The 23956-nt window shown below is 49.5% G+C and carries 20 protein-coding genes and 1 pseudogene; 13 read left to right on the top strand and 8 right to left on the bottom strand.

Annotation, left to right across the window (positions count from 1 at the left end):
- Positions 1 to 80: 80 nt before the first annotated feature.
- The 6 genes from ACZ45B_RS13300 to ACZ45B_RS13325 all read left to right on the top strand — a co-directional run bounded on the left by ACZ45B_RS13300 (position 81) and on the right by ACZ45B_RS13325 (position 7037).
- Positions 81 to 1358, top strand: a complete 1278-nt coding sequence (locus tag ACZ45B_RS13300) for a glutamyl-tRNA reductase (RefSeq protein ID WP_024545741.1) — start codon at positions 81 to 83, stop codon at positions 1356 to 1358.
- Between the two features lie 108 nt (positions 1359 to 1466).
- On the top strand, positions 1467 to 2021 hold the full coding sequence (gene psbP / locus ACZ45B_RS13305) for a photosystem II reaction center PsbP (protein WP_024545740.1): 555 nt from the start codon (positions 1467 to 1469) through the stop codon (positions 2019 to 2021).
- Positions 2022 to 2121: 100 nt separating this feature from the next.
- On the top strand, positions 2122 to 2706 hold the full coding sequence (locus tag ACZ45B_RS13310) for a Maf family protein (RefSeq protein ID WP_024545739.1): 585 nt from the start codon (positions 2122 to 2124) through the stop codon (positions 2704 to 2706).
- Between the two features lie 186 nt (positions 2707 to 2892).
- Positions 2893 to 5499 carry a hypothetical protein gene (locus ACZ45B_RS13315; protein ID WP_024545738.1) on the top strand — a complete coding sequence of 869 codons (2607 nt, stop codon included), beginning with the start codon at positions 2893 to 2895 and terminating at the stop codon, positions 5497 to 5499.
- Between the two features lie 45 nt (positions 5500 to 5544).
- The gene (locus ACZ45B_RS13320) at positions 5545 to 6351 is read left to right on the top strand and encodes a hypothetical protein (RefSeq protein WP_024545737.1); all 807 of its coding nucleotides are present in this window, start codon (positions 5545 to 5547) and stop codon (positions 6349 to 6351) included.
- An 11-nt stretch (positions 6352 to 6362) separates the two neighbouring features.
- On the top strand, positions 6363 to 7037 hold the full coding sequence (locus ACZ45B_RS13325) for a hypothetical protein (protein WP_024545736.1): 675 nt from the start codon (positions 6363 to 6365) through the stop codon (positions 7035 to 7037).
- Between the two features lie 29 nt (positions 7038 to 7066).
- On the opposite strand, the gene ACZ45B_RS13330 is transcribed toward ACZ45B_RS13325, so the two are convergent.
- From ACZ45B_RS13330 to dcd, 3 genes are all read right to left on the bottom strand, one after another.
- Complete coding sequence (locus ACZ45B_RS13330; protein WP_024545735.1) at positions 7067 to 7804, bottom strand: response regulator transcription factor; 738 nt, start codon at positions 7802 to 7804, stop codon at positions 7067 to 7069.
- A gap of 238 nt (positions 7805 to 8042) precedes the next feature.
- Positions 8043 to 10097 (bottom strand): FAD-dependent thymidylate synthase, encoded by a 2055-nt coding sequence (thyX, locus tag ACZ45B_RS13335; protein ID WP_024545734.1) that lies wholly within the window; start codon positions 10095 to 10097, stop codon positions 8043 to 8045.
- A 139-nt stretch (positions 10098 to 10236) separates the two neighbouring features.
- Complete coding sequence (gene dcd, locus ACZ45B_RS13340; RefSeq protein ID WP_024545733.1) at positions 10237 to 10833, bottom strand: dCTP deaminase; 597 nt, start codon at positions 10831 to 10833, stop codon at positions 10237 to 10239.
- A gap of 238 nt (positions 10834 to 11071) precedes the next feature.
- On the opposite strand from dcd, the gene petM reads away from it, so the two are divergent.
- The 4 genes from petM to ACZ45B_RS13360 all read left to right on the top strand — a co-directional run bounded on the left by petM (position 11072) and on the right by ACZ45B_RS13360 (position 16100).
- The gene (gene petM, locus ACZ45B_RS13345) at positions 11072 to 11191 is read left to right on the top strand and encodes a cytochrome b6-f complex subunit PetM (protein WP_024545731.1); all 120 of its coding nucleotides are present in this window, start codon (positions 11072 to 11074) and stop codon (positions 11189 to 11191) included.
- Between the two features lie 72 nt (positions 11192 to 11263).
- Positions 11264 to 11728, top strand: a complete 465-nt coding sequence (gene psb28, locus ACZ45B_RS13350; RefSeq protein WP_024545730.1) for a photosystem II reaction center protein Psb28 — start codon at positions 11264 to 11266, stop codon at positions 11726 to 11728.
- A gap of 332 nt (positions 11729 to 12060) precedes the next feature.
- Positions 12061 to 13665, top strand: coding sequence for an MFS transporter (locus ACZ45B_RS13355; protein WP_024545729.1), 1605 nt, complete (start codon positions 12061 to 12063; stop codon positions 13663 to 13665).
- A gap of 212 nt (positions 13666 to 13877) precedes the next feature.
- Positions 13878 to 16100, top strand: a complete 2223-nt coding sequence (locus ACZ45B_RS13360) for a molybdopterin oxidoreductase family protein (RefSeq protein WP_024545728.1) — start codon at positions 13878 to 13880, stop codon at positions 16098 to 16100.
- A 1-nt stretch (position 16101) separates the two neighbouring features.
- Here ACZ45B_RS13360 and mgtE read toward each other — a convergent pair.
- Positions 16102 to 16881, bottom strand: a pseudogene (mgtE, locus tag ACZ45B_RS13365) (magnesium transporter); the annotation flags it as partial.
- 42 nt (positions 16882 to 16923) lie between these two features.
- Between mgtE and ACZ45B_RS13370 the strand changes: the two are divergent.
- A complete protein-coding gene (locus ACZ45B_RS13370) occupies positions 16924 to 18150 on the top strand; it encodes an FAD-dependent oxidoreductase (protein WP_024545726.1) in 1227 nt (408 codons plus the stop codon).
- A gap of 11 nt (positions 18151 to 18161) precedes the next feature.
- The gene (gene tmk / locus ACZ45B_RS13375) at positions 18162 to 18806 is read left to right on the top strand and encodes a dTMP kinase (protein WP_024545725.1); all 645 of its coding nucleotides are present in this window, start codon (positions 18162 to 18164) and stop codon (positions 18804 to 18806) included.
- On the opposite strand, the gene ACZ45B_RS13380 is transcribed toward tmk, so the two are convergent.
- The 4 genes from ACZ45B_RS13380 to chrA form a co-directional block, all read right to left on the bottom strand.
- Positions 18766 to 19470 carry an ExbD/TolR family protein gene (locus tag ACZ45B_RS13380; RefSeq protein WP_024545724.1) on the bottom strand — a complete coding sequence of 235 codons (705 nt, stop codon included), beginning with the start codon at positions 19468 to 19470 and terminating at the stop codon, positions 18766 to 18768. The two genes, tmk and ACZ45B_RS13380, sit on opposite strands and share 41 nt — an antisense overlap.
- Complete coding sequence (locus ACZ45B_RS13385; protein ID WP_081699643.1) at positions 19470 to 20108, bottom strand: MotA/TolQ/ExbB proton channel family protein; 639 nt, start codon at positions 20106 to 20108, stop codon at positions 19470 to 19472. Before ACZ45B_RS13385 ends, ACZ45B_RS13380 begins: the two co-directional genes overlap by 1 nt.
- Before the next feature lie 155 nt (positions 20109 to 20263).
- Positions 20264 to 20566, bottom strand: a complete 303-nt coding sequence (gene ureA / locus ACZ45B_RS13390) for an urease subunit gamma (protein ID WP_024545722.1) — start codon at positions 20564 to 20566, stop codon at positions 20264 to 20266.
- A 142-nt stretch (positions 20567 to 20708) separates the two neighbouring features.
- Complete coding sequence (gene chrA / locus ACZ45B_RS13395; RefSeq protein ID WP_024545721.1) at positions 20709 to 21851, bottom strand: chromate efflux transporter; 1143 nt, start codon at positions 21849 to 21851, stop codon at positions 20709 to 20711.
- 106 nt (positions 21852 to 21957) lie between these two features.
- On the opposite strand from chrA, the gene ACZ45B_RS13400 reads away from it, so the two are divergent.
- Entirely contained in the window at positions 21958 to 23688 is a 1731-nt protein-coding gene (locus ACZ45B_RS13400; RefSeq protein ID WP_024545720.1) for a diflavin flavoprotein, read from the top strand.
- The last annotated feature ends 268 nt before the right edge of the window (positions 23689 to 23956 follow it).

The raw sequence follows: 23956 nt of genomic DNA on the forward strand, positions 1-23956 counted from the left end.
GTTAAAAAACACCTTTAATAGAACTCTGCGCTTCCCTTGGATGTTGAAGCCCTAGAGAGCAAAACCTTTAGAGAAAACCCATGAACATCGTTGTTGTTGGCCTGAGTCACAAGACAGCCCCCGTCGAAATCCGTGAAAAACTCAGTATTCAAGAAGCGAAAATGGATGAGGCGATCGCCCACCTCAAATCCTATCCCCACGTGGAAGAGGTGACTGTAATTAGTACCTGTAATCGCCTCGAAATCTATGCCGTCGTTCAGGAAACCGAACAGGGCGTGCGGGAAATTTGCCAATTCCTCGCCGAAACCGGACAACTCCAACTCCACCGCCTCCGCCGTTACCTCTTTACCCTGCTTCACCAAGATGCCATCCGCCACTTATTGCGGGTTGCCGCGGGCCTAGAAAGTCTTGTTCTCGGAGAAGGCCAAATCCTCGCCCAGGTGAAGACCGCTCACAAACTCGGCCAACAGCACAAAGGGCTTGGACGCTTACTTGATCGCATGTTTAAACAGGCGATCACCGCTGGCAAACGGGTGCGCAGCGAAACCAATATTGGCACAGGGGCCGTATCGATCAGTTCTGCCGCCGTCGAATTGGCCCAGATGAAAGTTCAAGATCTATCCGATCAAAAAATTGCGATCATCGGCGCCGGAAAAATGTCCCGCCTCTTAGTGCAGCATCTTATTTCCAAGGGAGCCGAAGACATTACCATCGTCAACCGCTCCGAAAAAAGTGCCCAGGAGCTCGCGGCCAAGTTTCCCGAAATCGATCTGCAACTGACCCTCTCACCGAACATGTTTAAGGTGATTGAGAAGTCTGACATTGTCTTTACCAGTACCTCCGCCACAGAGCCGATTATTCGTAAAGCCGACCTAGAAAACTTAGATTTTCGGCGGGTGATGTTGATCGATATCTCCGTACCCCTCAACATTGCCGCCGACGTGGAAGATCTTGGCGGCGTAAAACTCTATAACGTCGATGCCCTCAAGGAAGTGGTGGCCCAGAACCAAGCCTCCCGTCGTAAAATGGCCGAGGAAGCCGAAGCTCTCTTAGAAGAAGAAGTAGACAATTTCATTCAGTGGTGGCAATCCTTGGAAACAGTGCCGACGATTAGTTCTCTGCGTAGCAAGATCGAAAGCATCCGTGAGCAGGAATTGGAAAAAGCCCTATCGCGCTTGGGGGCGGAGTTTGAAGAAAAGCACCAGGAAGTGATTGAAACCTTGACCCGGGGGATCGTCAATAAAATTCTCCATGATCCGATGGTGCAACTACGGGCTCAACAGGATATTGAGGCGCGGCGGGTGTGCCTGCAATCCTTGCAAATGCTCTTTAATCTTGAAACGGAAGAAGCTGTTTAGGGCTTATTTCCGTTGCATTAATTTTTATGGGAGCCAGGGTTTTCGCTAGGATATTCTCGCGGAAGCTCTGGTTTTTTCGCGTTATTTTTGCAGTTCCTGAGGTGAACAATGGTACATAGACAATGGAAAAAGGCGATCGCCTCGGCGTTGATCGTCATTATCTGTTTATTCACAACCGCCTGTGGTGGCATCGGCAGCCTCCAAGGCTATAACAACGGCACCTATGGCTACCAATTTCTCTATCCCAACGGTTGGATTCCCGTCAATGTCGGGAATAGTGACAGTGGGGTCGATGTGGTTTTTCGGGATTTGGTGGAATATTCAGAAAATCTGAGCGTGATCATTAGTGATGTGCCCGCCGACAAAAAGCTGGCAGATCTCGGCACGCCCACCGATGTCGGCTATCGATTTATGCAAGAAGCAAGCCAAAATAGCGATCGCCAACCGGAATTGATTCGAGCCGAAAGCCGTACCGAGCTCGACCAAACCTATTACACCCTGGAATACCGGGTGGCTCTTCCCGACGGGCAAATGCGCCATGACCTGGCCACCGTCGCTGTCAAACTCGGTAAACTCTATACCTTCAATCTATCTACCCGGGAAAACCGTTGGCCCCAAGTGGAAAAACTCTTTAATGGCATGGCCAAGTCTTTCAAAGTTTAGGGCAATGGCAAATTTTGTCAAAACCTTGATCCCCCGCCCGATTCCCTTGGGTACGCTGTAAAAGCAACCTTATTTTGCTCCTTCTCTCCCTTAGGTTTCTATGGAATTTGTCCTTGCCTCCGCTTCCCCGGCCCGCCGCCGCCTCCTCCAAAGCATTGGCATCAACCCTATTGTGCATGTCAGTAATTTTGATGAGTCACAAATTGACCATGCAGATCCGGCCCACTTGGTAGAAGCCCTAGCTGAGGCCAAAGCACAAACCGTGGCAAAGCATCGGCGTGATGCGGTGATTTTGGGTTGTGACTCAGTGCTCCATGTCCAGGGAGAAATCCTTGGTAAGCCTGATTCCCCGGCAGAGGCGATCGCCCGGTGGCAGGCCATGCGAGGTCATTATGGCCTGCTCTATACTGGCCATGCCCTGGTAGACCAAACCCAAGGCCAGAGCATTATCCGCCATGGGGTAACGAAGGTTCACTTTGCGGCGATCGACGATGCCACGATCACAGCCTACGTTAACAGCGGTGAACCCCTCCAATGTGCAGGTTGTTTTGCCCTCGAAGGGAAAGGAGGTTTGTTCATCGAAAAAATCGAAGGCTGCCACAGTAATGTGATCGGTTTAAGCTTGCCCCTCCTGCGGCAAATGCTGGCCCATCTCGGCTATGGTGTGGCGCAACTCTGGCCCTAAAAAGCGGCAAACATTAGCCCCATGTTACATTTGCTGGCAAATGATCAGCGCGATTCAACCGATGGGATATTCTGAGAAGAAACAAGGCGAGATACCAGATTCTTTCTGCTGGCGATCGCCCGTTGATGGGTTTGTACTGGGATCCCCAATTCAGCTGTAGATAAGCGACTAAGGAGCACTTCCACCATGTCTTTAAGTGATGAATTCAAGCAAGCCCTCCGCAGTGGCGATCTCTCCAAAGCTTTTACGATGGTGGCGAGTAAGGCAACGGTTCTCAAAATCACCACGCGGGTTGTCCGTCACTTAGACCAGGGTGACACTGATGACCCCAGTAAGAGCCTCCATACCGAGCTTGATTTGATCAACGGCACCGTCGAGAACGAAATCGGTGCAGACCTTTTAGGGACGGAACAATACCAACATCTCCAGCACTTTCACCAGCAACAGGTGAGCCAGGGCAATCGCAAAATCCAAGAAAATGTCCAAGGGCTACAGCAGCTTTTTCAGCTCTTGGTCACCCTCCAGCAATACGACCGTCTCACGAATGCAGAGGCACCTTTAGATCTCAAATTTTTAGAAATCCCGAATCAGACCCTCGCCACCCAAACGGTCAAGGTGATTGAGCCCTTCCCTGAACCTCCTCAGACACCCCAAGGGGCAACGGAGCGATTGTCCCAAGCACCCTTACCGGCCGTTGCCCCCCCTGCTAATGGGCTGGAGTTGGAAGCTTGGGCACAGTCAGGTGATCGGCGAGAAACAGCAGATGCTGTGGTGGATGACCAAAATGTCTATGTGCCGACTTTGGCAGATTTTGAACCGGATCCCTTTGCCGATGATGTGACAGAAACGAGTGGGGCGATCGCCAATTTAAATGAATTGTTAGAGACGCCAGATCCTGAGGTCACGCCTGGGGCCACAGACCTAGATGCCGTTGATGATGACGCTTTATTTAAGCTACTCAAGCAAGACTGGCAGAATAATCCCGCTGTTACAAAGGTCACCTCCCTTGATGAGCCGGAGTCTGAGGCGAACTTATTGCCCTTGCCACCACTCCCAGAAGATTGGCTTGATCAAGATGATCAAGAGCTTGCCACAGAAGCAGATTCAGGGGCCGATGTCGCTCTCGGGCTCGATGATGCCCTTGGCACTGACGCTGAGGCAGTGGCTGCTGCTTTAGAAGATCTAGCCTTAGGCGATGGGGACGTAGGTGAAACGGACGATCGCCAAGGAGAATTTTTTGCTGATGATGGGGCAGTTGAGGATACTGAGTTTGCTTGGCAAGAAGCTCCAGGGGATACCTTCGGTGCACTCTCTGACGATGAATTGCTCAATCTCAGTGCAGAAGATTTCGATGACTTTCTGGATGAAGATGTGGCCAATGGGACTGGGGTGATCGCCCCAGATCATGAGGCTGAATCTGACAACAAATTTTCCGGAACGCTAGACGATGATTTCACCGATTCAGACCTAGCTGATCTTTCCGATGAGCTCGAAGCTGGTTCCTTGGGCATGCTAAATACCGCTGCCGATGAAGATACGGATCTAGATCTAGACCTCAGTCTTGACGAAGAATTAACCCTGGGTGCCGAAGCGACAGATCCCTTGGGGGACGAAGCAGAAGATTTTTCCTTAGGCTTCACCGGAGATGATGCCGTTGCAGAACTAGATGAAGCGGTCGGACTGGATTTTGAGGACAACGATGCCCTAAGTGATTTTGATATCGATCTTCTCAGTGCGATTGATGAAGACCCAGAACTCGCTTTTGACACAAGTGATGCCATGGGTGATCTGGAGGCTAATTTTCCAGAGGCAGATCTCCTCGGTGACCTTGGGGAAGATGAAGAGTTTACCCTAGGGGGCTTGGCCGAAGAGGATGATGAATCCCTGATGCCCTTAGCTACAGGTCTCGATGACGATAATGCAGTAGCCGATGTGTTTGATTTTGACCTTGATGCCATTGATCTAACCCCAGAACCCGATGGGGCGATCGCCGAAGCTGATTTTGTAGATTTGGGAGGTTTTTCGCTGGAGGCCCTGAATGGAGCAGAAGAAGACTTTACCGGATCCTTAGGGAATTTTGCGGAACTCGGTGATCCTGAAACATCGTTAGAGTTTGATACAGGGGAATTCAATGATTTCGGCCAAGAGATGGTGACCCCCCTAACCGAAACTGGCGATCGCTTTAACTTAGAAGATTTAGATGAGATTGCCCTTTCAGACCTCAACGCCCTGCCCGATGATCTCGCCTTTAATTTAGACCCTGACCCGGAAACCGTCATCCAAAGTGATATGGATTTATTTCCCCCAGGGACTGGGGCTGAAGCTGACCTTGACTTGAAGATTGCTGACCTTGAGCTAAACCTCGATCCCAGCGTCCTGCCACCAGAAACCATTGATCTTTGGTCAGAGGACAATGATTCTATGGAAGACTTGCCCGCCCTTGATCATGTCTCTGGGCATCTCAATGGCAGCGGGGCGATCGCCGACCTCAGTGGTCTCGAAGACGACAGTTGGCTAGATAGCCTCGATCTGTCCGGGGAACTCGATGAAAACTCCGGTTCAATCCCGGGGGCAGATGACCAAGAAGGTTGGGCGGCCCTGGGGGAAGCTGGAACTAACGCTGATCGCGAAGGCTGGGATGAATTAACCCCAGATTTGTCGGTTTCTGAAGGCGAAATGCCCATTCCCCTTGATGATTTCGACTTAGATGACTTAACTGCCCTCGATAGTGCTGACTTAGATGACTTAGATTTTGGAGATGATTCACTGTTGCTGTTAGAAGATGAGCCCTAACGTTTAGCTGTGTTTTCCTGAAGATTTCATTTCATTTGGTCTGCTATGACTCCCCCTGCTCCGCCCCCCCATACCAAAATGACAATCCGCCAACCTAAACCGGCGGAGACCATGCACCAGTTTATCCAGTCCCTTAATCAAATTTTTTGGGATGCAACGACCCTAGAAGTGAACACGATGGTGGTCGAGACCATCGATGGCCAGCGCTTTATCCCGAGGATGGTATATCAAGAGCTCTATCGCCTCAACCGCGTTGATTTAACGCAACAGCATTGCCCCCTAGAACTACAGGCTGTTTATCTAAATTTGCGATCGCAACTAGAGCGCCAGTACCAAGCACTCCTCCGGGAACCCAGCAGTCTGCTTTATGACCAAAGCTTAATAGAGCCAGAAACACTGTCTCCAGAGATATCTCCTCTTCCCAATCCCTTGGGGAATGCCGAGGAAATAGAGCAACTGCAAAAATTGTTGGGCGATCGCCAGTTTTTGTGCTGCCTCCGGAAGGTGGGCGAACTCAAAACAGCCCTAGATCAGCAGTGGCGCAAACAGCAACAGCAAGGCGGAACCCCTGCCACAACGACGAGCTCGCCGGAGTTGATCCAAGCCAAAACAGTCCTCCAACTCGATGGCACGATCAACAATACCTACGCGGCAGCCCTCCTGACCCATCCCCACAGCACTATGATTCTTCAGATACACCAACAGAATATTCAGACCAGTACCCAGCAATGGCAAGGTTTACTCAGTTTTCTGATGGGCCTCGTCCAGGGTAGTTTCCAGGGGCGATCGCCCCAACGACGCCCGAGGACCAAACGAATTTTTACACGTTCCGCCCCAACTCATCTGCCCTAACTTTTTTCTCTGTGACCATTCCTGCTGATTCTTACGTCCGCCTTGATCTCGAACCCCTCACCCCCCAATTGACCCTATGCCATGGGGTGATTTTTTCGTTGGACCACGGGGGATTGCTCACTTTACTACAGGCGAAATCTCAAGGACAAAACCTCAGTTTTACCGATACTTTTTGCCAGACTTGGCGGGCGCATGTGTTACTACGAGAACATAACTTGCCGCAGTGTTCCCTTTCTTTTGTCCTGCGCTATGAAGGCGTTGATGTTACAAAAATTCTTTTGGGCCTTGATGGTGATATCTTGCACCAGGTCGCCCAGGATCTTTTACTTTCTCCTTCTCTCTATTACCAACTTGCAGAGGTACAGGCATGGCTGATGGCTCAGCTATGGGCTCAGTTGCCTTGGCAGGGTCAAGGACGGTGGCTCGGGAAACTGGCATGGCTGCTGGCGATCGCCCTTGTGTTGATCAGTGTAGCGATCAGTTGGGCTACAATCTCGGCCCAACCGTTATTGATTTTGCCGATCCTCGTGGTGTTCGGGCTACTTGGCTGGGGGTTACAACGGCTCTTGCTAAAACAGTTACGTCTTCCCCTCCGACGCTGGCTCCTGACCCAGGTGCTTTGGGGTCACCTCGCCCGGAGCGATCGCCTCAGGCATTGGGGACTCCACTTACTCCACTACCTGTAAGCGATGGGTTCGTGGGACAAATCAGGAGATCAAGAACGCAAATTCAGAGAATGGTCTTGGCTTACCCGGGAAGGAAGTTCAAGGCAGTAACCCGCCCCATAGACTGTTTTAATGTACTGGGGACGACGGGGTTCTGGTTCTAGTTTTGTGCGGAGATGACGGATATGAACGCGGATCGTTTCGATATCATCGGAGGGATCATAGCCCCAAACTTCCTTGAGAATTTCACTGGGGGAAATAGTCTGACCATGGCGCTGGAGTAGGCAATGCAGAAGCTCAAATTCTAGATGGGTCAGTTTGATGCTGTTATCAAACCAAATTGCCTCAAATCGCTCTGGAATGAGGGTTAAGGGGCCATAGTTCAAAATTTCTGTGTGCTTTGCTGCTTGGGGAATGCGATCGCTCCGTCGTAGCAAAGCCCTTACCCGCACCAACATTTCTTCCACCTCAAAGGGCTTGGTGAGATAGTCATCAGCCCCAGCATTGAAGCCGTCTACTTTATCTTGGGTCTGACCGAGGGCCGTCAGCATTAAAATCGGCACATCTGCAATGCGTGCTTCCCGGCGAATTCGCTGGCAGACCGTAAATCCGTCTACTTTTGGCAACATTAAGTCGAGCATGACCAAGTCGGGTTGCAGTTGCACCGCTAAGGCTTGCCCCTTAATGCCATCTTCGGCGCGGGTAACATCATATCCTGCCATTTCGAGGTTGATCGCTACTAATTCAGCGATCGCCGGATCATCATCAATAACTAAAATTCGAGGCATCACAACCAAGCTAAGGTGACTCTTCTCTATCTTAAAAGGAAAATCCAAAGAGATTACGGATTTTTCACAAAATTCTTTGACTTTCTTCAGCGAAATTACTGAATAATTTGCTTAATTTCTTGGTTTTGAGAGATGATCAGCGCTTTTTCTCTTGTTTTCGAAACATTACAAATTACCAAGCAATGTTAATTGTTATGTAAATTCATCTGGCGATCACCAGACGAATCTAAAGGAAATCTTAAGGAGACAAGCGGGCTTTTTGGGCACGATTTTTTGCATACCAAGCGGCAATTTCTGGACACCAAGATTCAAAGTGAACAAATAACAACTCACAAAGTTGTTGGGCCTCCAGTTGCGCATCTTTTTTCCAACGCAGATCCAACAGGTGCATCAGTGATCGCACATTGCAGCTCATCACGAAATGTTGCCGTGCATCAAAGGGAATCAGGCTACGGGCATGTTCCTCCGCGAGCCCCTCGTTAATCCGTTGCCGATAGCGATCGCAGGCTGCCAGGCACCATTCTTTATCTGCCTGACGCTGTTCCTCAGAGTAGAAATACTTTTTCCCTTGGCGGTTGTCATATTTCCCCACGGGGCGCAGATAGAATACCTCTTCCACATCTCGCTTCCCTTCTGCCACATCGATAATCCGTTGCCCTGTGTACCGGAAAGAGTTGTGCACCACAACGCCATTGGCCACGAAATTATGCCAAGGTCCTTGTACTTCCAGGTCATAGGTGGGCTGAATGCCAAGATACTCCACAGCAACAATCTTCACAGGATGAGCCTTTAAACGACGCCCACTAGCTGTGGGTTTAGGGGCCCAAGCTTCAGATGGTCGAATTGGTTGAAATTGCTGTGCAAACTCTGCTTCCAAATGATTTTGGTGGAGATGTTGATGGCACTCCTGACATAGGGGAACCAAATTTTCAAACTCATAGGCGAGGGATGGATCCGCAAAGACGGGCACAAGGTGATGGGCTTGTAATTGACCCCCTCGTTGGCCACAAGACTGGCAAGTATAGTCAAATTTTTCATGGACCTTAGGCGCTATTTGGCGCGTCCAGGTACCAATGTATTGTCGCTCTGTGGCAGTGCCTCCTCGCCAAAAATGAGAATCTGCACCACGTTTGACAGAATGTCGCGCATTTTGGCGCCGCTTTTCCATCGCCGTTTCAGACAAGGCTAGACGATAGCCAGTTAAACCCTTATTCCAAGGTTGCTTTGTCCCAGATGGCCGTTTATTTAATGGCAAGCCATGGTGATAACTCCATTTCTTCACCGCCTCAATTGAACAATTGGCCAAAGCAGCAATTTCATCAGCATGGAGCCCTTGATTTAGGTGCTGTTGTAACCACGCGCGATCGCGATAGCGACCATTACCAACGACTGTTTTAAGACCTCGTTGATGACCAGTGGGGAGTTTAAGCTGGAACTGTTTAGCCCAGTAGCGAATCACATCCGCTGAACAGCCGCAGATGTCAGCAATTTGTCGAGCGTTCAATCCCTGTTTTACTTGCTCTGCTAACCAAGTTTGCTGACTGTAGAGAGCGTCGGGCCGCACCACACCATTGGTCATCACTTCGCAGGTTTTTGTCATCGCTAAAACCTGATGCTCAGCCCCCGTTACTAAACCAAGGGCATCTCCCATATGTTGCCAACCCTGGGTTGTGTAGAGACGGTGATTGGTCGTGCAATCGAGGGTTTTTCCATCCGCTAAAGTCAAGCGATAAACGGGCTGCTCGCCGCTACTCATAACGTCTTGGAGGTGGCCGATTTCGAAATTACCAGTATCTTCATTAAGAACCCGCAGGGACATTTTGCGTAAACGAGTTTTGCAGTCACGCCGATAAAAACCTGGTTGTTCACCTTTTCGGCCACGAACTTTGCGTTCTCGTACTGCTTTTTCGCCGTTGTGCCAAAGATCATGAAGATCTTTGATTTTAATTTTTCGCAAGGAACCAGAAGCTCGGACAAATGTGATTTCCGTATCCCCGGCCAAACATTGGACATCAAAGGAAACCCCAACGCGATGGGTGCGGATTTGCTGCATCATCGAGTGGGGAAAATAGCCCACATTGAAAACAATTTGTGGATGCTCTAGGGGGCCATAGTGACCACGGCCACCCGCCAAGAGATGTTTAACAATGAGCTCCCCTGCTTTTTGCTCATCAGGGAAATTGTTCTGCTGCTCCCAGACAAATTCTTCGCAATAGTCTTGGTGCATAGCGCTCCAGATGGTTTGCTGAGGATTAGGGGTAGACCGGAGCACTTCAACACGAAATTTATCCATGACAATTCAAATTCAGGGGCAAAGGGGGACTTAAAGACAAGAGAGAAGAGGTAGTTTCATTTCACCATAGACAAAAACGTAGGATGTCATGGGGGTTGTTATAAAAATTGAGGCGATCGCCAAAAATCATCAAACAGATCTAGACCCTCGGCAGGGTTACTTTCCCTTCCTGATTTTGGTACTTGCCGCCTCGATCAGAATAGGTAGTGTTGCAGGGATCCCCTTCAAAAAAGAGTAGCTGCACCACCCCTTCATTGGCATAGATGCGACAGTCGGTGCTAGAAGCATTGCTAAATTCGAGGGTGATCGCGCCGCACCAAGAAGCCTCTAGGGGGGTGGTGTTTGCAATCAAACCCACGCGGGCATAGGTAGATTTGCCCAGGCAGATGGCGGTGACGTTGGGGGGCATCTGAATTTTTTCTAGAGAAACGCCTAAACCGTAAGAATTGGCCGGAATAATAAAATAGTCACCATATTCATCACGCTTGAGGTCGACCCGCTCCAAGTTTTCTGGGCTAAAGGCCTTGGGATTCACAACGGTACCGGGGATGTGGCGGAAAATCAAAAACTCTGCCGGGCTCAGGCGGATATCATAGCCATAGCTAGAAAGACCATAGCTCAGGGCTGGCACCATTTGCTGGGGAGACAGTTGGATCTGGCGGATCAATGAGGCTTCAAAGGGAGAAATCATCCCTTGTTGGGCTTGTTCGAGGATCCAAATATCATTTTTCAGCATAGTCCTTGCAGCAAAAGCGTTCCATCATAACAAAAAACAAAAACTATATAATCTCACAAATTTCGGAGTTTATTTTCAATCTAGACAAATTACCAGGTAAGGCGATCGCGGAAAAATTTACCGGACCAATACAGGAGAAAAATGCCGCCATCCAAAAAATCCGCTCCTGTTCTAAAATACCCCTTGTGGCAAAATCACTTTAAAAATCAACCATCACAACCCCTAAAGGAGAATTCCCATGAGTGCAGAAAGCATGATGTTTAACGGCTTTATCATTGCCATCACTGCGGTTCTTTTTGGTTTAGCCTGGGGATTTTTGATCCTCAAGATTCAAAACAAAGCGGGCAAAGCTGAATAGATTCCAGGGCACGATTGTTAGGATAGGGGTATAGACCCTATATCCCTCTCTGGCGATCGCCATCCCTGCGCCATGTTCAACTTCTTTAAACCCAAAGCCAGCAAAGCAGCCCCACCACCGCTCCCCGAAGATACCGCCCCACGCATTGAGTTTTTTCGAGGAATCACCGAAGAATTAGATAGCATTAGTTTGCAAAAAAATCCCCGCACCGGGATCAAGTCCATTGAAATGACATTTGCCCGGTTCAACGCCCTCGAACGGTTTCAGAGTTTTACGAGTGGCTTTAATGGCGTTGTCACCCTCATTGATGAAGAAGGCGATATTGCCATGACCCCTTCCAGTTGTCGCATTGTTTTTGGGGGTGAAGAAGGCGAAGATCTGCGGGGCGTTGTCTGCCGCGTCGAAATTGATAACTCAGATCATTGGGAACGGGTGATGCGCTTTTTGCACCGCTATGCCGATGAGCATGGTTTTTCCTACGGTGAAACTACCCCGGAAAATCAGCCCCCTGATGCCGCAGCCCCAGACCAAAATTAAGATGTAAATTCAAGATTCTCTTCATCCTAAAAGCGCATCACTCCCCCAAAAAGGTATCAAGAGCTACGAATTCCCCTAAAAAAGAATGTGATTCTTTATCGCAACTTCTTGCAGTGGTAAAGCATTTTTGAGCTATTTGAACTGTCGTTAATTCAATCAATAATTATTTAAGTGTTAATACTTTTTACACTTATTTTCGGGAAAGTCGCATTGCCTGCTTTATGCCCTGATAGATTGTGAACTGTCGATAGTTCTACTTCCATACACAAAGCCAAAAATGTCTTGCTTAGATCTGCAGCTTCAAAATGCTTTTTTAGGACAGGAAGGAAACAATGCTCGGAGAAATATGGTCCTTTCGGGGTAGGTATAAAATCCTGCACATGACTTGGTTTGCTTTTTTCTTATCGTTTGTGATGTGGTTTAATTTTCCACCTTTTGCAACCACAATCGCTGAAGATTTTGGCTTAAACGGTGCTCAGTTAGGAACGATTGGGCTATGTAACGTGGCTTTGACTGTTCCTGCACGGATCATTGTTGGGATGCTGCTGGATAAATATGGCCCCCGCTTAACCTATTCTCTTTTGTTAATCTATGCGGCAATCCCTTGCCTGATTTTTGCGACGGCCCAGAGCTTCAATCAGTTGGTTTTAGGGCGTCTTTTGATGGGCATTGTTGGGGCAGGATTTGTAATTGGTATTCGAATGGTGGCGGAATGGTTTCCCCCGAAAGATTTAGGGACAGCAGAAGGCATCTATGGCGGGTGGGGCAATTTTGGTTCGGCATTTTCAGCTTTTACCATGGTCATTTTTGGGACGATCCTTGCGTTTCTGCCTGGGGCATTTAGTTTTGGTCAACCAGAAAGTTTTCAGATTCTCTTTTTCCCGGAATTTAGTGCGGCTATTTTGAATTGGCGAGCGGCGATCGCCGGTACAGGAATTATTGCTGCATTGTATGGTGTCTTGTACTACTTCAACGTGAGTGATACGCCTTCTGGCAAAGCTTACCAACGCCCGAAGAGTGCAAGGGGTATGGAGGTAACGACTAAGAAAGATTTTTGGTTCTTGATCGTTATGAATCTGCCTTTAACGCTTATTTTGATGCTATTGGCCTGGCGTTTACAGAAGGTGAATTTTTTGGATAATACTGGCCTTGCCATTGCGCTGTTGGTTTTGGCCGGCTTGTATCTGTTCCAAACCTATAATTGTTGGACTGTAAATAAAGATTTGATGACGGGAAAGAAGCGCTATGCTCCGGAAGATCGTTATGATTTTAGCCAAGTCGCAATTTTAGAATTGACCTATGTTGTGAACTTTGGCTCTGAGCTGGCGGTGGTCACGATGTTGCCTGCTTTCTTTGAAGGAACCTTTGGTTTAGATAAGGCGATGGCAGGGATTATTGCTTCGAGTTATGCCTTTATGAACCTCGTTTCTCGGCCAGGGGGAGGCTTAATCTCTGATAAGATGGGCAGCCGGAAATGGACAATGGTTGTGCTGACTTTGGGGATGGGGATCGGTTATCTCTTGATGAGCTCGGTGGCTGGTGATTGGCCCCTGGCGATCGCCGTGTTGTTAACAATGGCTTGTTCTTTTTTTGTACAGGCAGCGGAAGGATCAACTTTTGCGATCGTCCCCCTCGTGAAACGACGAATTACTGGGCAAATCGCCGGAAATGTTGGGGCCTATGGCAATGTAGGAGCCGTGGCTTATTTGACAGTTTTACTGCTACTGACTGAGGCCTCCGCAGGCAATAATGGCGGTGAACCAGTGATGGCAGTGGTCAATGCAGGTTTTTTCCAGGTACTGGGCATCGCTGGCTTGGTTGTGGGTTTTCTTTGTGCTTTTTTCCTCAAAGAACCAAAGGGCTCTTTTGCTGAGTTTCATGGGGGAGAGACGCCAGTGACAGTGCCTCACTCCGTTAAGGAAGAAGTGACCTATTAAGTGTTGAGATGCGATTTGTTTAGGTCAAACCTGTAAAACAAGTGTCATGACAAGCGATGGCACTTTACAGGTTTTTTCGATTCTGTTTCCTAGGATCATGGTCGGTCTTCTATCACCACCGCCATAGTAAAAATCTCTCTTGTTGAAAGTCGTTTTATTGTTGGACATCTGTCGTCCTATTTTCATTGAAGTTTTAATCTGGCGGTTTAGTAATGGATCTGCGCAAAACAAAAACCCTCTGTCCCTATTGTGGTGTTGGTTGTGGCTTGGAAGTCTCTGAAGTGACCAAAAATGGCCAACCGACCCTCAAGGTGATGGGCGATCGCCAACATCCTTCGAGCCTCGGTAAGGTTTGTGTGAAAGGGGCCACCATTGCTGAAGCCCTCGACCGGGACCGGTTGCTTTATCCGATGTTTAGGCGATCGCTCTCCGAAAAATTCCAGCGGATCAGTTGGGATGAAGCCTTTGATCTCATCGTCAATCGCATCCAAGCAGTAAAGGCCAGCCATGGCGTAGATGGCATCGCCATGTATGGCTCCGGGCAACTGCAAACCGAAGACTACTACACCGCCCAAAAACTCCTCAAGGGCTGTTTAGGAACCAATAATTTTGATGCCAATTCTCGCCTTTGTATGGCCTCGGCAGCCGTAGGCTATACCCAAAGCCTTGGTGCCGATGGGCCGCCTGCCTGTTATGAAGATCTAGAGCTCACCGATTGCGCCTTTATTATTGGCAGTAATACCGCTGAATGCCACCCGATTGTGTTTAATCGCCTGCGAGAACACCTCAAACGCTCTAAGGCAAAACTAATCGTTGTCGATCCACGCTGTACTAAAACTGCCGAAGTCGCCGATCTACATCTAGCGATTAAACCCGGCACGGATATTGATTTGCTCAATGGCATTGCTCACCTATTGCTGAAGTGGGGCAAAATTGACACGCTTTTCATTGATGAATGCACCAACGGCTTTTCGAAATATGCGATGTTAATCCAGAGCTATACCCCAGAAATGGTGGCGCGGCGCTGTGGCATTCGCATCGATCACCTGGAACAGGCGGCAGAATATTGGGCCAAAGCGGAGAGTGTGTTGTCCCTCTGGTCGATGGGCATGAATCAATCCTCGGAAGGAACAGCAAAGGTGCGTACCTTAATCAATCTCCATCTAATGACCGGAGATATTGGTCGACCGGGGTCGGGGCCATTTTCTTTGACGGGGCAACCCAATGCCATGGGGGGCCGGGAAGCCGGGGGGTTATCCCACCTGCTACCGGGATATCGCACTGTCAAAAATCCAGCCCATCGCGCCTTTATCGAACAGGCTTGGCAGTTACCGCCAAATTCCATTGCTCCCCTGCCGGGTCGAGATGCCTGGGCGATGATTGAGGGGTTAGAAGCAGGAGAGGTGGGCCTCTTTTGGGTGGTGGCCACCAATCCAGCGGTGAGTATGCCGGATTTGGAACGAACAAAGGCGGCCCTGCTCAAATCGCCTTTTACAATCTGCCAGGATGCCTACTATCCAACGGAAACAACGAATTATGCCCATTTGCTATTGCCAGCGCTGCAGTGGGGCGAAAAAACAGGCACGATGACAAATTCTGAGCGGATAGTGACCTATTGCCCCCAGTTTCGCGATCGCCCGGGGGAAGCTTGGGCCGACTGGGAAATTTTTGCAGAGGTGGGCCGTCGCTTGGGCTTTCAGCAACAGTTTCGGGCGGTGTCTTCGGCGGAAATTTACGCTGAATTTACACAACTCACAGGCGATCGCCCCTGTAACATGACCGGTCTAAGTCACCAGCGTTTGGCAGCCGAAGGCCCAATCCAGTGGCCCTGTCCCGCCGAGGAAAATCCCATCGAAGTGACACCTGATAATCGCGGCCTCTTGCAAAAACTGTTGCATCAGGAGGAGCCCCTCAAAGGCAAACGTCTTTACACTGACCGCCGCTTTCATACCGCCGATGGTCGAGCTAAATTTGCCGCCTACCATTCCCGGGGGCTAGCTGAGCCCCCCAACACAGAATATCCCTTTGTGTTGACCATCGGACGGCTCTATGGCCATTGGCACACGATGACCCGCACGGGACGCATTGAAAAAATTCGTAAACTCCACCCCAATCCTTTTCTCGAAATTCATCCCCGCGATGCCGCCCGTCTAGGCATTACCGCAGGGGAGCTCGTCGAAGTGCGATCGCCCAGAGGCATGGCCCGTTTCCCGGCCCTAATCACGAAAAATATTACACCGGGGACAGTATTTGCACCGATGCACTGGGGGGCGCTCTGGGGCGAAAATACCGAGGCCAATGCCCTCAGCCATGCAGCCACTTGCCCAGACTCTCTGCAGCCAGAACTCAAAGCCTGTGCCGTGCAATTGTGTAAGGTCGAACTAGCCCCGGGGCGATCGCCTTCCCTGGCTACCGAAGCCATCATCAGCGTCTAAATTAAAGTTCGCTGAGTAACAATTGGCTGGCGATCGTGAGATAAACCCAAACACCAATCACATCCACCACCGTGGTGATAAAGGGCGCAGACATTAAGGCAGGGTCTAAATTGAGCTTTTTAAAGAGAAATGGTAACCCCGCCCCAGCAATCGAAGCCAGCACTGAAATAATGGTCAGGGTTAAACCCACTGTCACCGCAACCAGCCAATTCCCTTGTAAAAAATAAGCCCAAACCACCACCGTTAGCCCAAGCACGACACCCAATAATAGTCCGGCGATCGCCTCCCGCCATAGCACTTTCAGCAGCTTTTGGCGGGAGAGCTCAGCGGTATTCAAGCCCCGAATGACCACCGTAGATGACTGAGCACCAATATTGCCCCCTGTATCAATGAGCAGTGGAATAAAAGCGGTTAAGGCGACGACTTGGGCTAATACTGCTTCTTGAGAGCGAATCACACTGCCGGTCAAGGTGTTTGTCAATAACAACACAAACAGCCACACCACCCGTTTGCGAACAATGCTCCACAGCTTGGCCTGGAAATAATTATCCCCCGTCGATTGGATCCCTCCAGAAGTGTAAATGTCTTCTGTGGTTTCGGCTTCAATGATATCAATCACATCATCAACGGTGATAATCCCCACCAACCGTTGCTCCGAGTCCACCATTGGTAATGCTAAAAAATCATAACGTTGGATGATTTTGGCGACTTCTTCTTGGTCAGTATCGGTGTGCACTGAGATCACCTCTCGGGTCATACAAGGCCTGACAGGTTTCTCTGGAGGCCATGGGGTATGATCTTGATTTTGCGAAGATTTTTTGACATGGCAGTGGACTACGATTTAGTGGTGCTTGGGGCGACAGGGGCCGGGATTGCAACGGCACGGCGGGCGATCGCCCAAGGGCTCAAAGTGGCTTTAGTACAGCAAACAATATCCCCCCTCCGCGATCAACAGCGGTGCGCCCTCGAAAAGGTGTTGTTATATTTAGCGGCCCAGCCCCAACCTGTCGATATTGCGGCTTGGATCAAGGGGGCGATCGCCCCAGATGATTTCTATGAGCCCTTGGCCCGTCTCGCCGAAACTGGGGTAGATGTGATTCCCGAGCTGGGTCAATTCCGCTGGCGACCCCAGGTTAGTTTTGTGACAGAAACGCGCTGCCTCCGAGGGAAACATTATGCGATCGCCCCGGGCACCGCTTGGACAACCCCACCCCAAGAAAATTTCCTCAGCCCCGATGCTTTACTCGATGCCGATATTTGGCCCACTTTACCGGAGAAAATCACCATTGTGGGCCAAGATTCCCATTGTTTAACCATCGCCTACTGCCTGGCGAAATTCGGTAAAACGGTGACTTTAATTGCCGAAAAATTCTTGTTTCCCACGGAAGATCCCGATTATGTCGGCAATCTCCAAACTTTTTTAGAAGTGGCTGGGGTGACGCTCCAATTTGCAAACACCGACCCATGCCAGGAATTACTCGCCCAAGCGAATCAAGCGGTGATTTGGGCCGAAAGCCGGCGGGGTTTAACGACACAGCTCAATTTACCACCTGATTTTTGTCGCCCGCCCCAGATGTTCCTGCGGGTGAATGGGCAACTGCAAACCCCCCAAAAAAATATCTATGGCTGCGGCCCAGTGTTGGGAGGCTATGATCTGCCGGAATTGGCGATCGCCGAAGCCACAACCCTAGTGGTCAATCTTTCCCAGCGCCGCCAACTCTCTTGCCCTTACACCACAACCCCCTACCGCCTGTTTGCACCGCTCCCCTTCGACCATGTGGGGATCCAGAATTCCCATCTGCCCCCAGATGGTCGGTTTTTATCGAAAATGTTTCCCCTAGACCGCGTTGATCAGCTGCAATTTCCCCAGGAATTGACCATCAAACTCTGGCTCAATGCCCAAGATCAACTCTTGGGGGCAACGGTTTTAGGCGATCGCTCCGGTAAACTGATTTACCATTGCCGCGATTTGATCCAAACCCATAAACCCTTCCAGACATGGGACAATTTCCTAGAAAATGCGGGCCTTTTGGCAGAAATGGTGTGGTGATGCAGCAGAAAATCCAGGGAAAATTCATTGTTTTTGAAGGGATTGATGGCTCTGGTAGTTCTACCCAAGCCAGTCTCCTTTACCAATATTTTCAGCAACAACAGATTCCCGCTGTCCTCAGCCCAGAACCCTCCAATGGCATTATTGGTAACCTCGTGCGGGAAGCGCTGCGACAACGGCTCCAGTTCACCAAAGACCCCGAAAAATTTAACCGTCAACTGGCTTACTTGTTTGCAGGCGATCGCCATGACCACCTCTACAACGAAATTGATGGCGTCTTTAAGCTCCTCGGTGAAGGAATTCAGGTGATCACCACCCGCTACTATTTCTCTTCCCTCGCTTACAACGCCAACAATCCCAGTGAATATGACTTCATCTATCGCTTAAATCAAGACTTTCCAGACCCCGATTTGGTGTTTTATTTTGACCTCCCCGTCGAAATTTCTTTGGAGCGCATCAACAGGCGATCGCATCAAGAAATTTACGAAACCAAAGCCAAACTCACCCAAGTGCGCCAAAACTACCAACAGATTTTTCAGACCTACCCTGGCCATTGGTATCAACTCGATGCCACCAACCCCCCAGAGGTGATCCATCAAAAAATTCTGCAAATTATCACTGACCTTGATTTTGCTGTTGAATCTGGTCTGGACTAGGGGGCGTCCCCAAATTTGTTGGCGGAGGCAATAGATCCAGCTCAAAACCATTTGCATCTGGTGGTGGCAACGGTGTCCCACTGTCGAGGGGCTCAAACTGAAAATCATTATTTGGATTGACTCCCGGCACCTGGGGCAGTCCCGGCATCCCTGGATTGAGGGTCGGATTTTGACCATCAAAGAAAAAATCTAGGTTTTGGCCCTCTGGCAAACCGCCGGTCGTCCCGAGGGCGACCCGCTCGCCGCCGATAGATTTTAACCAATCCAAAACTTGAATTACTTCTTGGTAAGAACGACTCTCCGAGGCATTGAGGACGACGACACCATTGGGGTTACGGCCTAAATAATCGGTCACAATTTGAGAAAATTGCGCCTGACTCTCAATCAATTGCTTTTCTACATAAATCTGCCCAAAATCTGTCAAGCTCACAATCACCATATCAGGCATTTGGGCTGTGGCACTTTCTGCTGTCGGGAGTGTTAGATTGATCGCCTGCTGTCGAGAGAGATTAACCGCTGCCAGAATGAAAAAAGTCAACACACAGAAGATCACATCGATCAAGGGAATGATTTCGATGCGTAAGTCCGTAGAAGAATCCTCTTGCCACAGCTTAAAGGGCTTTAAGCCTAAAGTTTCTGGTTTAACAGGGGACTCACGCTTCATTATTGATCTCCTTCAATGAGCATCGCATCTAAGTTTTGACCTGGAATAGGCAAGCCTTCGAGATAATTTTGACGATAGAGCATTTCCAATTCACTGCCGGCCTGACGGAAAAGACGGACTTGGTTACTTGAAAGAGCCTGGAACAGTCGATAAAAAGCCAACGCGACGATCGCCACAATGAGTCCCATCGCCGTTGAAAAGAGAGATTCACTAATCCCCAGGGTAACGCCGCTGGTGGAATCAGTGCCTAGATCGCTGATCTGGATAGAACCCAGGGAATTAATCAGTCCCAACACCGTCCCTAATAGTCCTAATAGCGGGGAAAGGGCGATCACTGCTTCTAAAACCTTTTCACCCCGGCGCATATTAGCTAATTCTTCATCGGCCGCAGCTTCAAGGGCGAGGTGAAAAATCTCTGGATCGATAGACTGCTGCTTCAAGGGGGCGTAGAGGAAGCGACCAAGGGGATGCTTTTGGCAGGTGCGGGCAATTTCACTGACGGCTTGCCATTGGTAATGGGCCGCATCGAGAATTTTGTCTTGAACCCGCTGACTCTGTTGAATCACTTTCCACCAAAACCAGAGTCGCTCAATAATGGTACTGAGGGCCATGATTGACAGCAACACCAGGGGCCACATTGCTGGACCCCCACGGTTGAGAATATCTAAAACATTCACCGAACTACCTCGCTTCCGTCACGCCAAAAATAAAGACTAGTTCCAATTCTACGGTTTTTTATGGTATTCGGTGCTTCTCTATGTTGGGCAGAAATTATCAAGCTGGTCGTGAAATATTAGCGGATCGGATTATGGATGGTGACCAGCTTTGTCCCATCGGGGAAAGTAGCCTCCACTTGCACTTCATCAACCATTTCGGCGATCCCTACCATTACATCTTCGCGGGTCAGCCAGGTTTGGCCTTCGCTCATCAATTCGGTAACCAGTTTTCCGTCTCGAGCCCCTTCGAGGATCATCCCAGAAATATAGGCTACTGCTTCTGGGTAGTTGAGCTTTAGGCCTCTGTTTTTCCGGCGTTCAGCGACCAAAAAAGCAGTAAAAATCAGGAGTTTATCTTTTTCTTGGGGCGACAGTTGCATGGGTTTGGGGATTCAGGGATCTGCTGTGATTTTAATGGAAAGTTGCTGGGGCGATCGCCTGGTTGATCAAAATTTTTCTTGAATGTTGCTCAGCAGAATCGCTGGTCTTGATGCCCATCATATCCAATGGCTCACTGTTGGCTCATGGCACGGGGAAGAGAGGTGCCAGAAGACCGATCGCCATGCCCCCAAGCACCAGCCAGAGGGAATTGACTTGGTATCTAATCAACAACAGTAGTGAAGCGATCGCCACCCCGATTGTTAGAGGATCGACAAGGGAAGATTGCCCCAGGAAAACCGTGACCACCGTCATTAAACTCAAAGCGCCCACATTGACCCCATCGAGAAAGGTACGAAAAGATTTTGACTGGAGCAGCTTCGGTAAAACTGGATTGAGGGCGATCACAAACAAAAATGACGGCAAAAACATCCCCAGAGTGGCCATCCCAGCCCCAGGAACTCCCGCTAGCAGATAGCCAATAAAAGTCGCTGTGGAAGATAAAGGCCCTGGGGTAATTTGGCCAATGGCGATCGCATCGAGGAGCTGTTGATCTGTGAGCCAACCGAGGCGATCGACTAGATCGGCTCGCAGGAATGCCACGAGTACATAACCACTGCCATAGAGAAAAAAACCTACCTTCAGGAACATCAGGAAGAGCCATCCCAGACTAAAGTTGGCCGGGGTTGCATTTAGAAATAGGAGTAGTGGTGCCGGAGTGATTCCTAGAGTTTGATTGGTTTTAAGCAATTGACGGCCCAACTTTTTGCCCAGGCTTACTAAGCCGCTGATGAGCAGCAACAGCAGTTCATGGAACCCCAGGAGGGATAAAACCACGTTAAAAACCGCTAAGCCAATGCCAAATTTACCCTTGATTGCCTGTTTACCGAGCTTCCAGAGCGCTTGGGCAATAATGGCGATCGCCACCGGTTTGACCCCATAGAGCAGCCATTCCCCCTGGGGAGTCGACCCAAAGCGTTGGTAAGCCCAAGCACAGCCCAGCATTAAACCTATGGCGGGAGCACTAAACCCAATTCCTCCAGCAAACAACCCCCACCAGCCTGCCCGTTTAAACCCTAGGTGAACTGCCATTTCTGTGGAATTGGGGCCGGGAATTAAATTAGTCGCCCCTAAAATATCCAGAAAATCTTGTTCTGTAACCCAGTGGCGTTTTTTCACCACTTCGTCATGCATCATGGCAATGTGGGCAACGGGGCCACCAAAAGCAGTAAAACCTAACCGTGTGAATAATTGAGCTACTTCCTGGACCCGTAACCACTGCACCATAATTAAAGTGATTGAAATGTTAAATCAATAGCAAGCCACCGCCAAAAATAAATCATGCCACAATAGGCAAAGATGACTATTGCATCACAGTGTAGGAGAATTTCCCATGGTTGCGACGCCTTTGAAAGCCGAAAAACGCTTAACAATTCAAACAGAGCAGATCAACGCTGATACCACCACCATTCGTTCTCTAGATTGGGACCGCGATCGCTTTGATATTGAGTTCGGTTTGCAAAATGGCACCACCTACAATTCCTACATTATCCGGGGCGAGAAAATTGCCCTAGTAGATACTTCCCACGCTAAGTTTCGGGAGATGTACCTGGCGGCCCTCACGGAACAGCTTGACCCGACAACCATTGATTACATCATCATTAGCCACACGGAGCCTGACCACAGCGGCCTGGTGAAAGATGTGCTAAAAATTGCCCCCCAAGCGGTGGTGGTTGGGGCGAAAATTGCGATTAAGTTTTTGCAAGATCTGGTGCATGATCCCTTTGAATTTATTGAGGTCAAAAGTGGCGATCGCCTGGATCTCGGCAAGGGCCACAACCTAGAATTTGTGAGCGCCCCAAACCTCCACTGGCCCGATACGATTTTTACTTATGACCCAGCCAGTGAAATTCTCTTCACTTGTGATGCCTTCGGGATGCACTACTGCTCTGATGCCACCTACGACGAAGATCTAAAAGCTCTCGAACCTGATTACCGCTTTTACTATGAATGTTTGATGGCTCCCAATGCCCGCTCTGTGCTCAGTGCCCTGAAACGGGTCGATAAGCTCGATGGGGAAGTTTCTCTCGTTGCCAATGGCCATGGCCCGCTGCTGAAGCACAACACCAAAGAAATGATGGACTGGTATCGCCAGTGGAGTGAAGCCCAGACCAAAGGGGACAAAATGGCAGCGGTTTTTTATGTCTCTGACTATGGCTATAGCGATCGCATCTCCCAGGCGATCGCCAAGGGGATCACAAAAGCTGGGGTGGCCGTAGAAATGGTGGATCTCAAGGTAGCCGATCCCCAGGATGTCCATGAAATCGTCGGCCGGGCTGCTGGTCTAGTGATTGGGATGCCCCCCATCGACAGCGCCTATAACGATGCTCTCAGTAAGGCGATCGGTACGATGCTCGCCGCTTCTAAAGACAAACAAGTTTTTGGGATGTTCGAGTCCTACGGGGGCAATGATGAACCCATCGATCCTCTTTTAACTCGTTTTCGTGATGCGGGTCTAACCAAAGCCTTTGACTCCATTCGCGTCCGGGAAGAACCCACAGAAACCCTCTACCAGCTCTGCGAAGAATCGGGCACTGACCTCGGCCAGTTGCTCACCCAAAAGGAAAAACTCAAGCAACGCAAGGGCATCGACAGCGAACTAGACAAAGCCATGGGCCGTATCAGTGGCGGGCTGTACATTATCACCGCCCAGAAAGGCAATGCTAAAGGGGCGATGGTTGCTTCTTGGGTCACCCAAGCCAGTTTTGATCCCCCCGGTTTTACCGTTGCTGTAGCCAAAGACCGGGCGATCGAATCCTTGATGCAAGTGGGCGATCGCTTTGTGCTGAATATCCTCGAAGAAGGCAAATACCAGCCCCTCATGAAACACTTCCTGAAGCGTTTCCCCCCCGGGGCAGATCGCTTTGAAGGGGTGAATGTTCAAACGGCCAAAAATGGCTCTCCTATTCTTAACGATGCCTTGGCTTATCTGGAGTGCGAGGTGGTCAGTCGGATGGAATGCAGCGACCACTGGATCGTCTACAGCAAAATTGATGCGGGCCGTGTATCCAATCCTGATGGCCTCACCGCTGTTCACCATCGCAAAGTGGGGAACTACTACTAGGCACTTTTTTAAAACCGATAAATAATCATTGTATTGGGGGTCATCATTAGACCTCTTTTTTATTTTCTTAAAAGCATAAAGATTACAATTAGCGATGATCTTTATCTTTTTTAGTTGATTGCCACATTAATTAGATCTAGACAACGCTCGTTATTGTATTTTTTGCAATTGATTTCTGGTTTACTTTTGCTCCTCAAAACTCAAAAGCTTACTATTCAACAGATACTATTTCACTTTGGGTAAAAATACCTGACTCTTTTGGAAGATA

The organism is Picosynechococcus sp. NKBG15041c (genome assembly GCF_055380235.1).

Bases quoted from the DNA above. Each gene is read 5' to 3' on its own strand.
- ACZ45B_RS13300 (WP_024545741.1), top strand. From the start codon at position 81: ATGAACATCGTTGTTGTTGGCCTGAGTCACAAGACAGCCCCCGTCGAA.
- psbP (WP_024545740.1), top strand. From the start codon at position 1,467: ATGGTACATAGACAATGGAAAAAGGCGATCGCCTCGGCGTTGATCGTC.
- ACZ45B_RS13310 (WP_024545739.1), top strand. From the start codon at position 2,122: ATGGAATTTGTCCTTGCCTCCGCTTCCCCGGCCCGCCGCCGCCTCCTC.
- ACZ45B_RS13315 (WP_024545738.1), top strand. From the start codon at position 2,893: ATGTCTTTAAGTGATGAATTCAAGCAAGCCCTCCGCAGTGGCGATCTC.
- ACZ45B_RS13320 (WP_024545737.1), top strand. From the start codon at position 5,545: ATGACTCCCCCTGCTCCGCCCCCCCATACCAAAATGACAATCCGCCAA.
- ACZ45B_RS13330 (WP_024545735.1), bottom strand. From the start codon at position 7,804: ATGCCTCGAATTTTAGTTATTGATGATGATCCGGCGATCGCTGAATTA.
- thyX (WP_024545734.1), bottom strand. From the start codon at position 10,097: ATGGATAAATTTCGTGTTGAAGTGCTCCGGTCTACCCCTAATCCTCAG.
- dcd (WP_024545733.1), bottom strand. From the start codon at position 10,833: ATGCTGAAAAATGATATTTGGATCCTCGAACAAGCCCAACAAGGGATG.
- petM (WP_024545731.1), top strand. From the start codon at position 11,072: ATGAGTGCAGAAAGCATGATGTTTAACGGCTTTATCATTGCCATCACT.
- psb28 (WP_024545730.1), top strand. From the start codon at position 11,264: ATGTTCAACTTCTTTAAACCCAAAGCCAGCAAAGCAGCCCCACCACCG.
- ACZ45B_RS13355 (WP_024545729.1), top strand. From the start codon at position 12,061: ATGCTCGGAGAAATATGGTCCTTTCGGGGTAGGTATAAAATCCTGCAC.
- ACZ45B_RS13360 (WP_024545728.1), top strand. From the start codon at position 13,878: ATGGATCTGCGCAAAACAAAAACCCTCTGTCCCTATTGTGGTGTTGGT.
- ACZ45B_RS13370 (WP_024545726.1), top strand. From the start codon at position 16,924: ATGGCAGTGGACTACGATTTAGTGGTGCTTGGGGCGACAGGGGCCGGG.
- ACZ45B_RS13380 (WP_024545724.1), bottom strand. From the start codon at position 19,470: ATGAAGCGTGAGTCCCCTGTTAAACCAGAAACTTTAGGCTTAAAGCCC.
- ACZ45B_RS13385 (WP_081699643.1), bottom strand. From the start codon at position 20,108: ATGTGGCCCCTGGTGTTGCTGTCAATCATGGCCCTCAGTACCATTATT.
- ureA (WP_024545722.1), bottom strand. From the start codon at position 20,566: ATGCAACTGTCGCCCCAAGAAAAAGATAAACTCCTGATTTTTACTGCT.
- chrA (WP_024545721.1), bottom strand. From the start codon at position 21,851: ATGGTGCAGTGGTTACGGGTCCAGGAAGTAGCTCAATTATTCACACGG.
- ACZ45B_RS13400 (WP_024545720.1), top strand. From the start codon at position 21,958: ATGGTTGCGACGCCTTTGAAAGCCGAAAAACGCTTAACAATTCAAACA.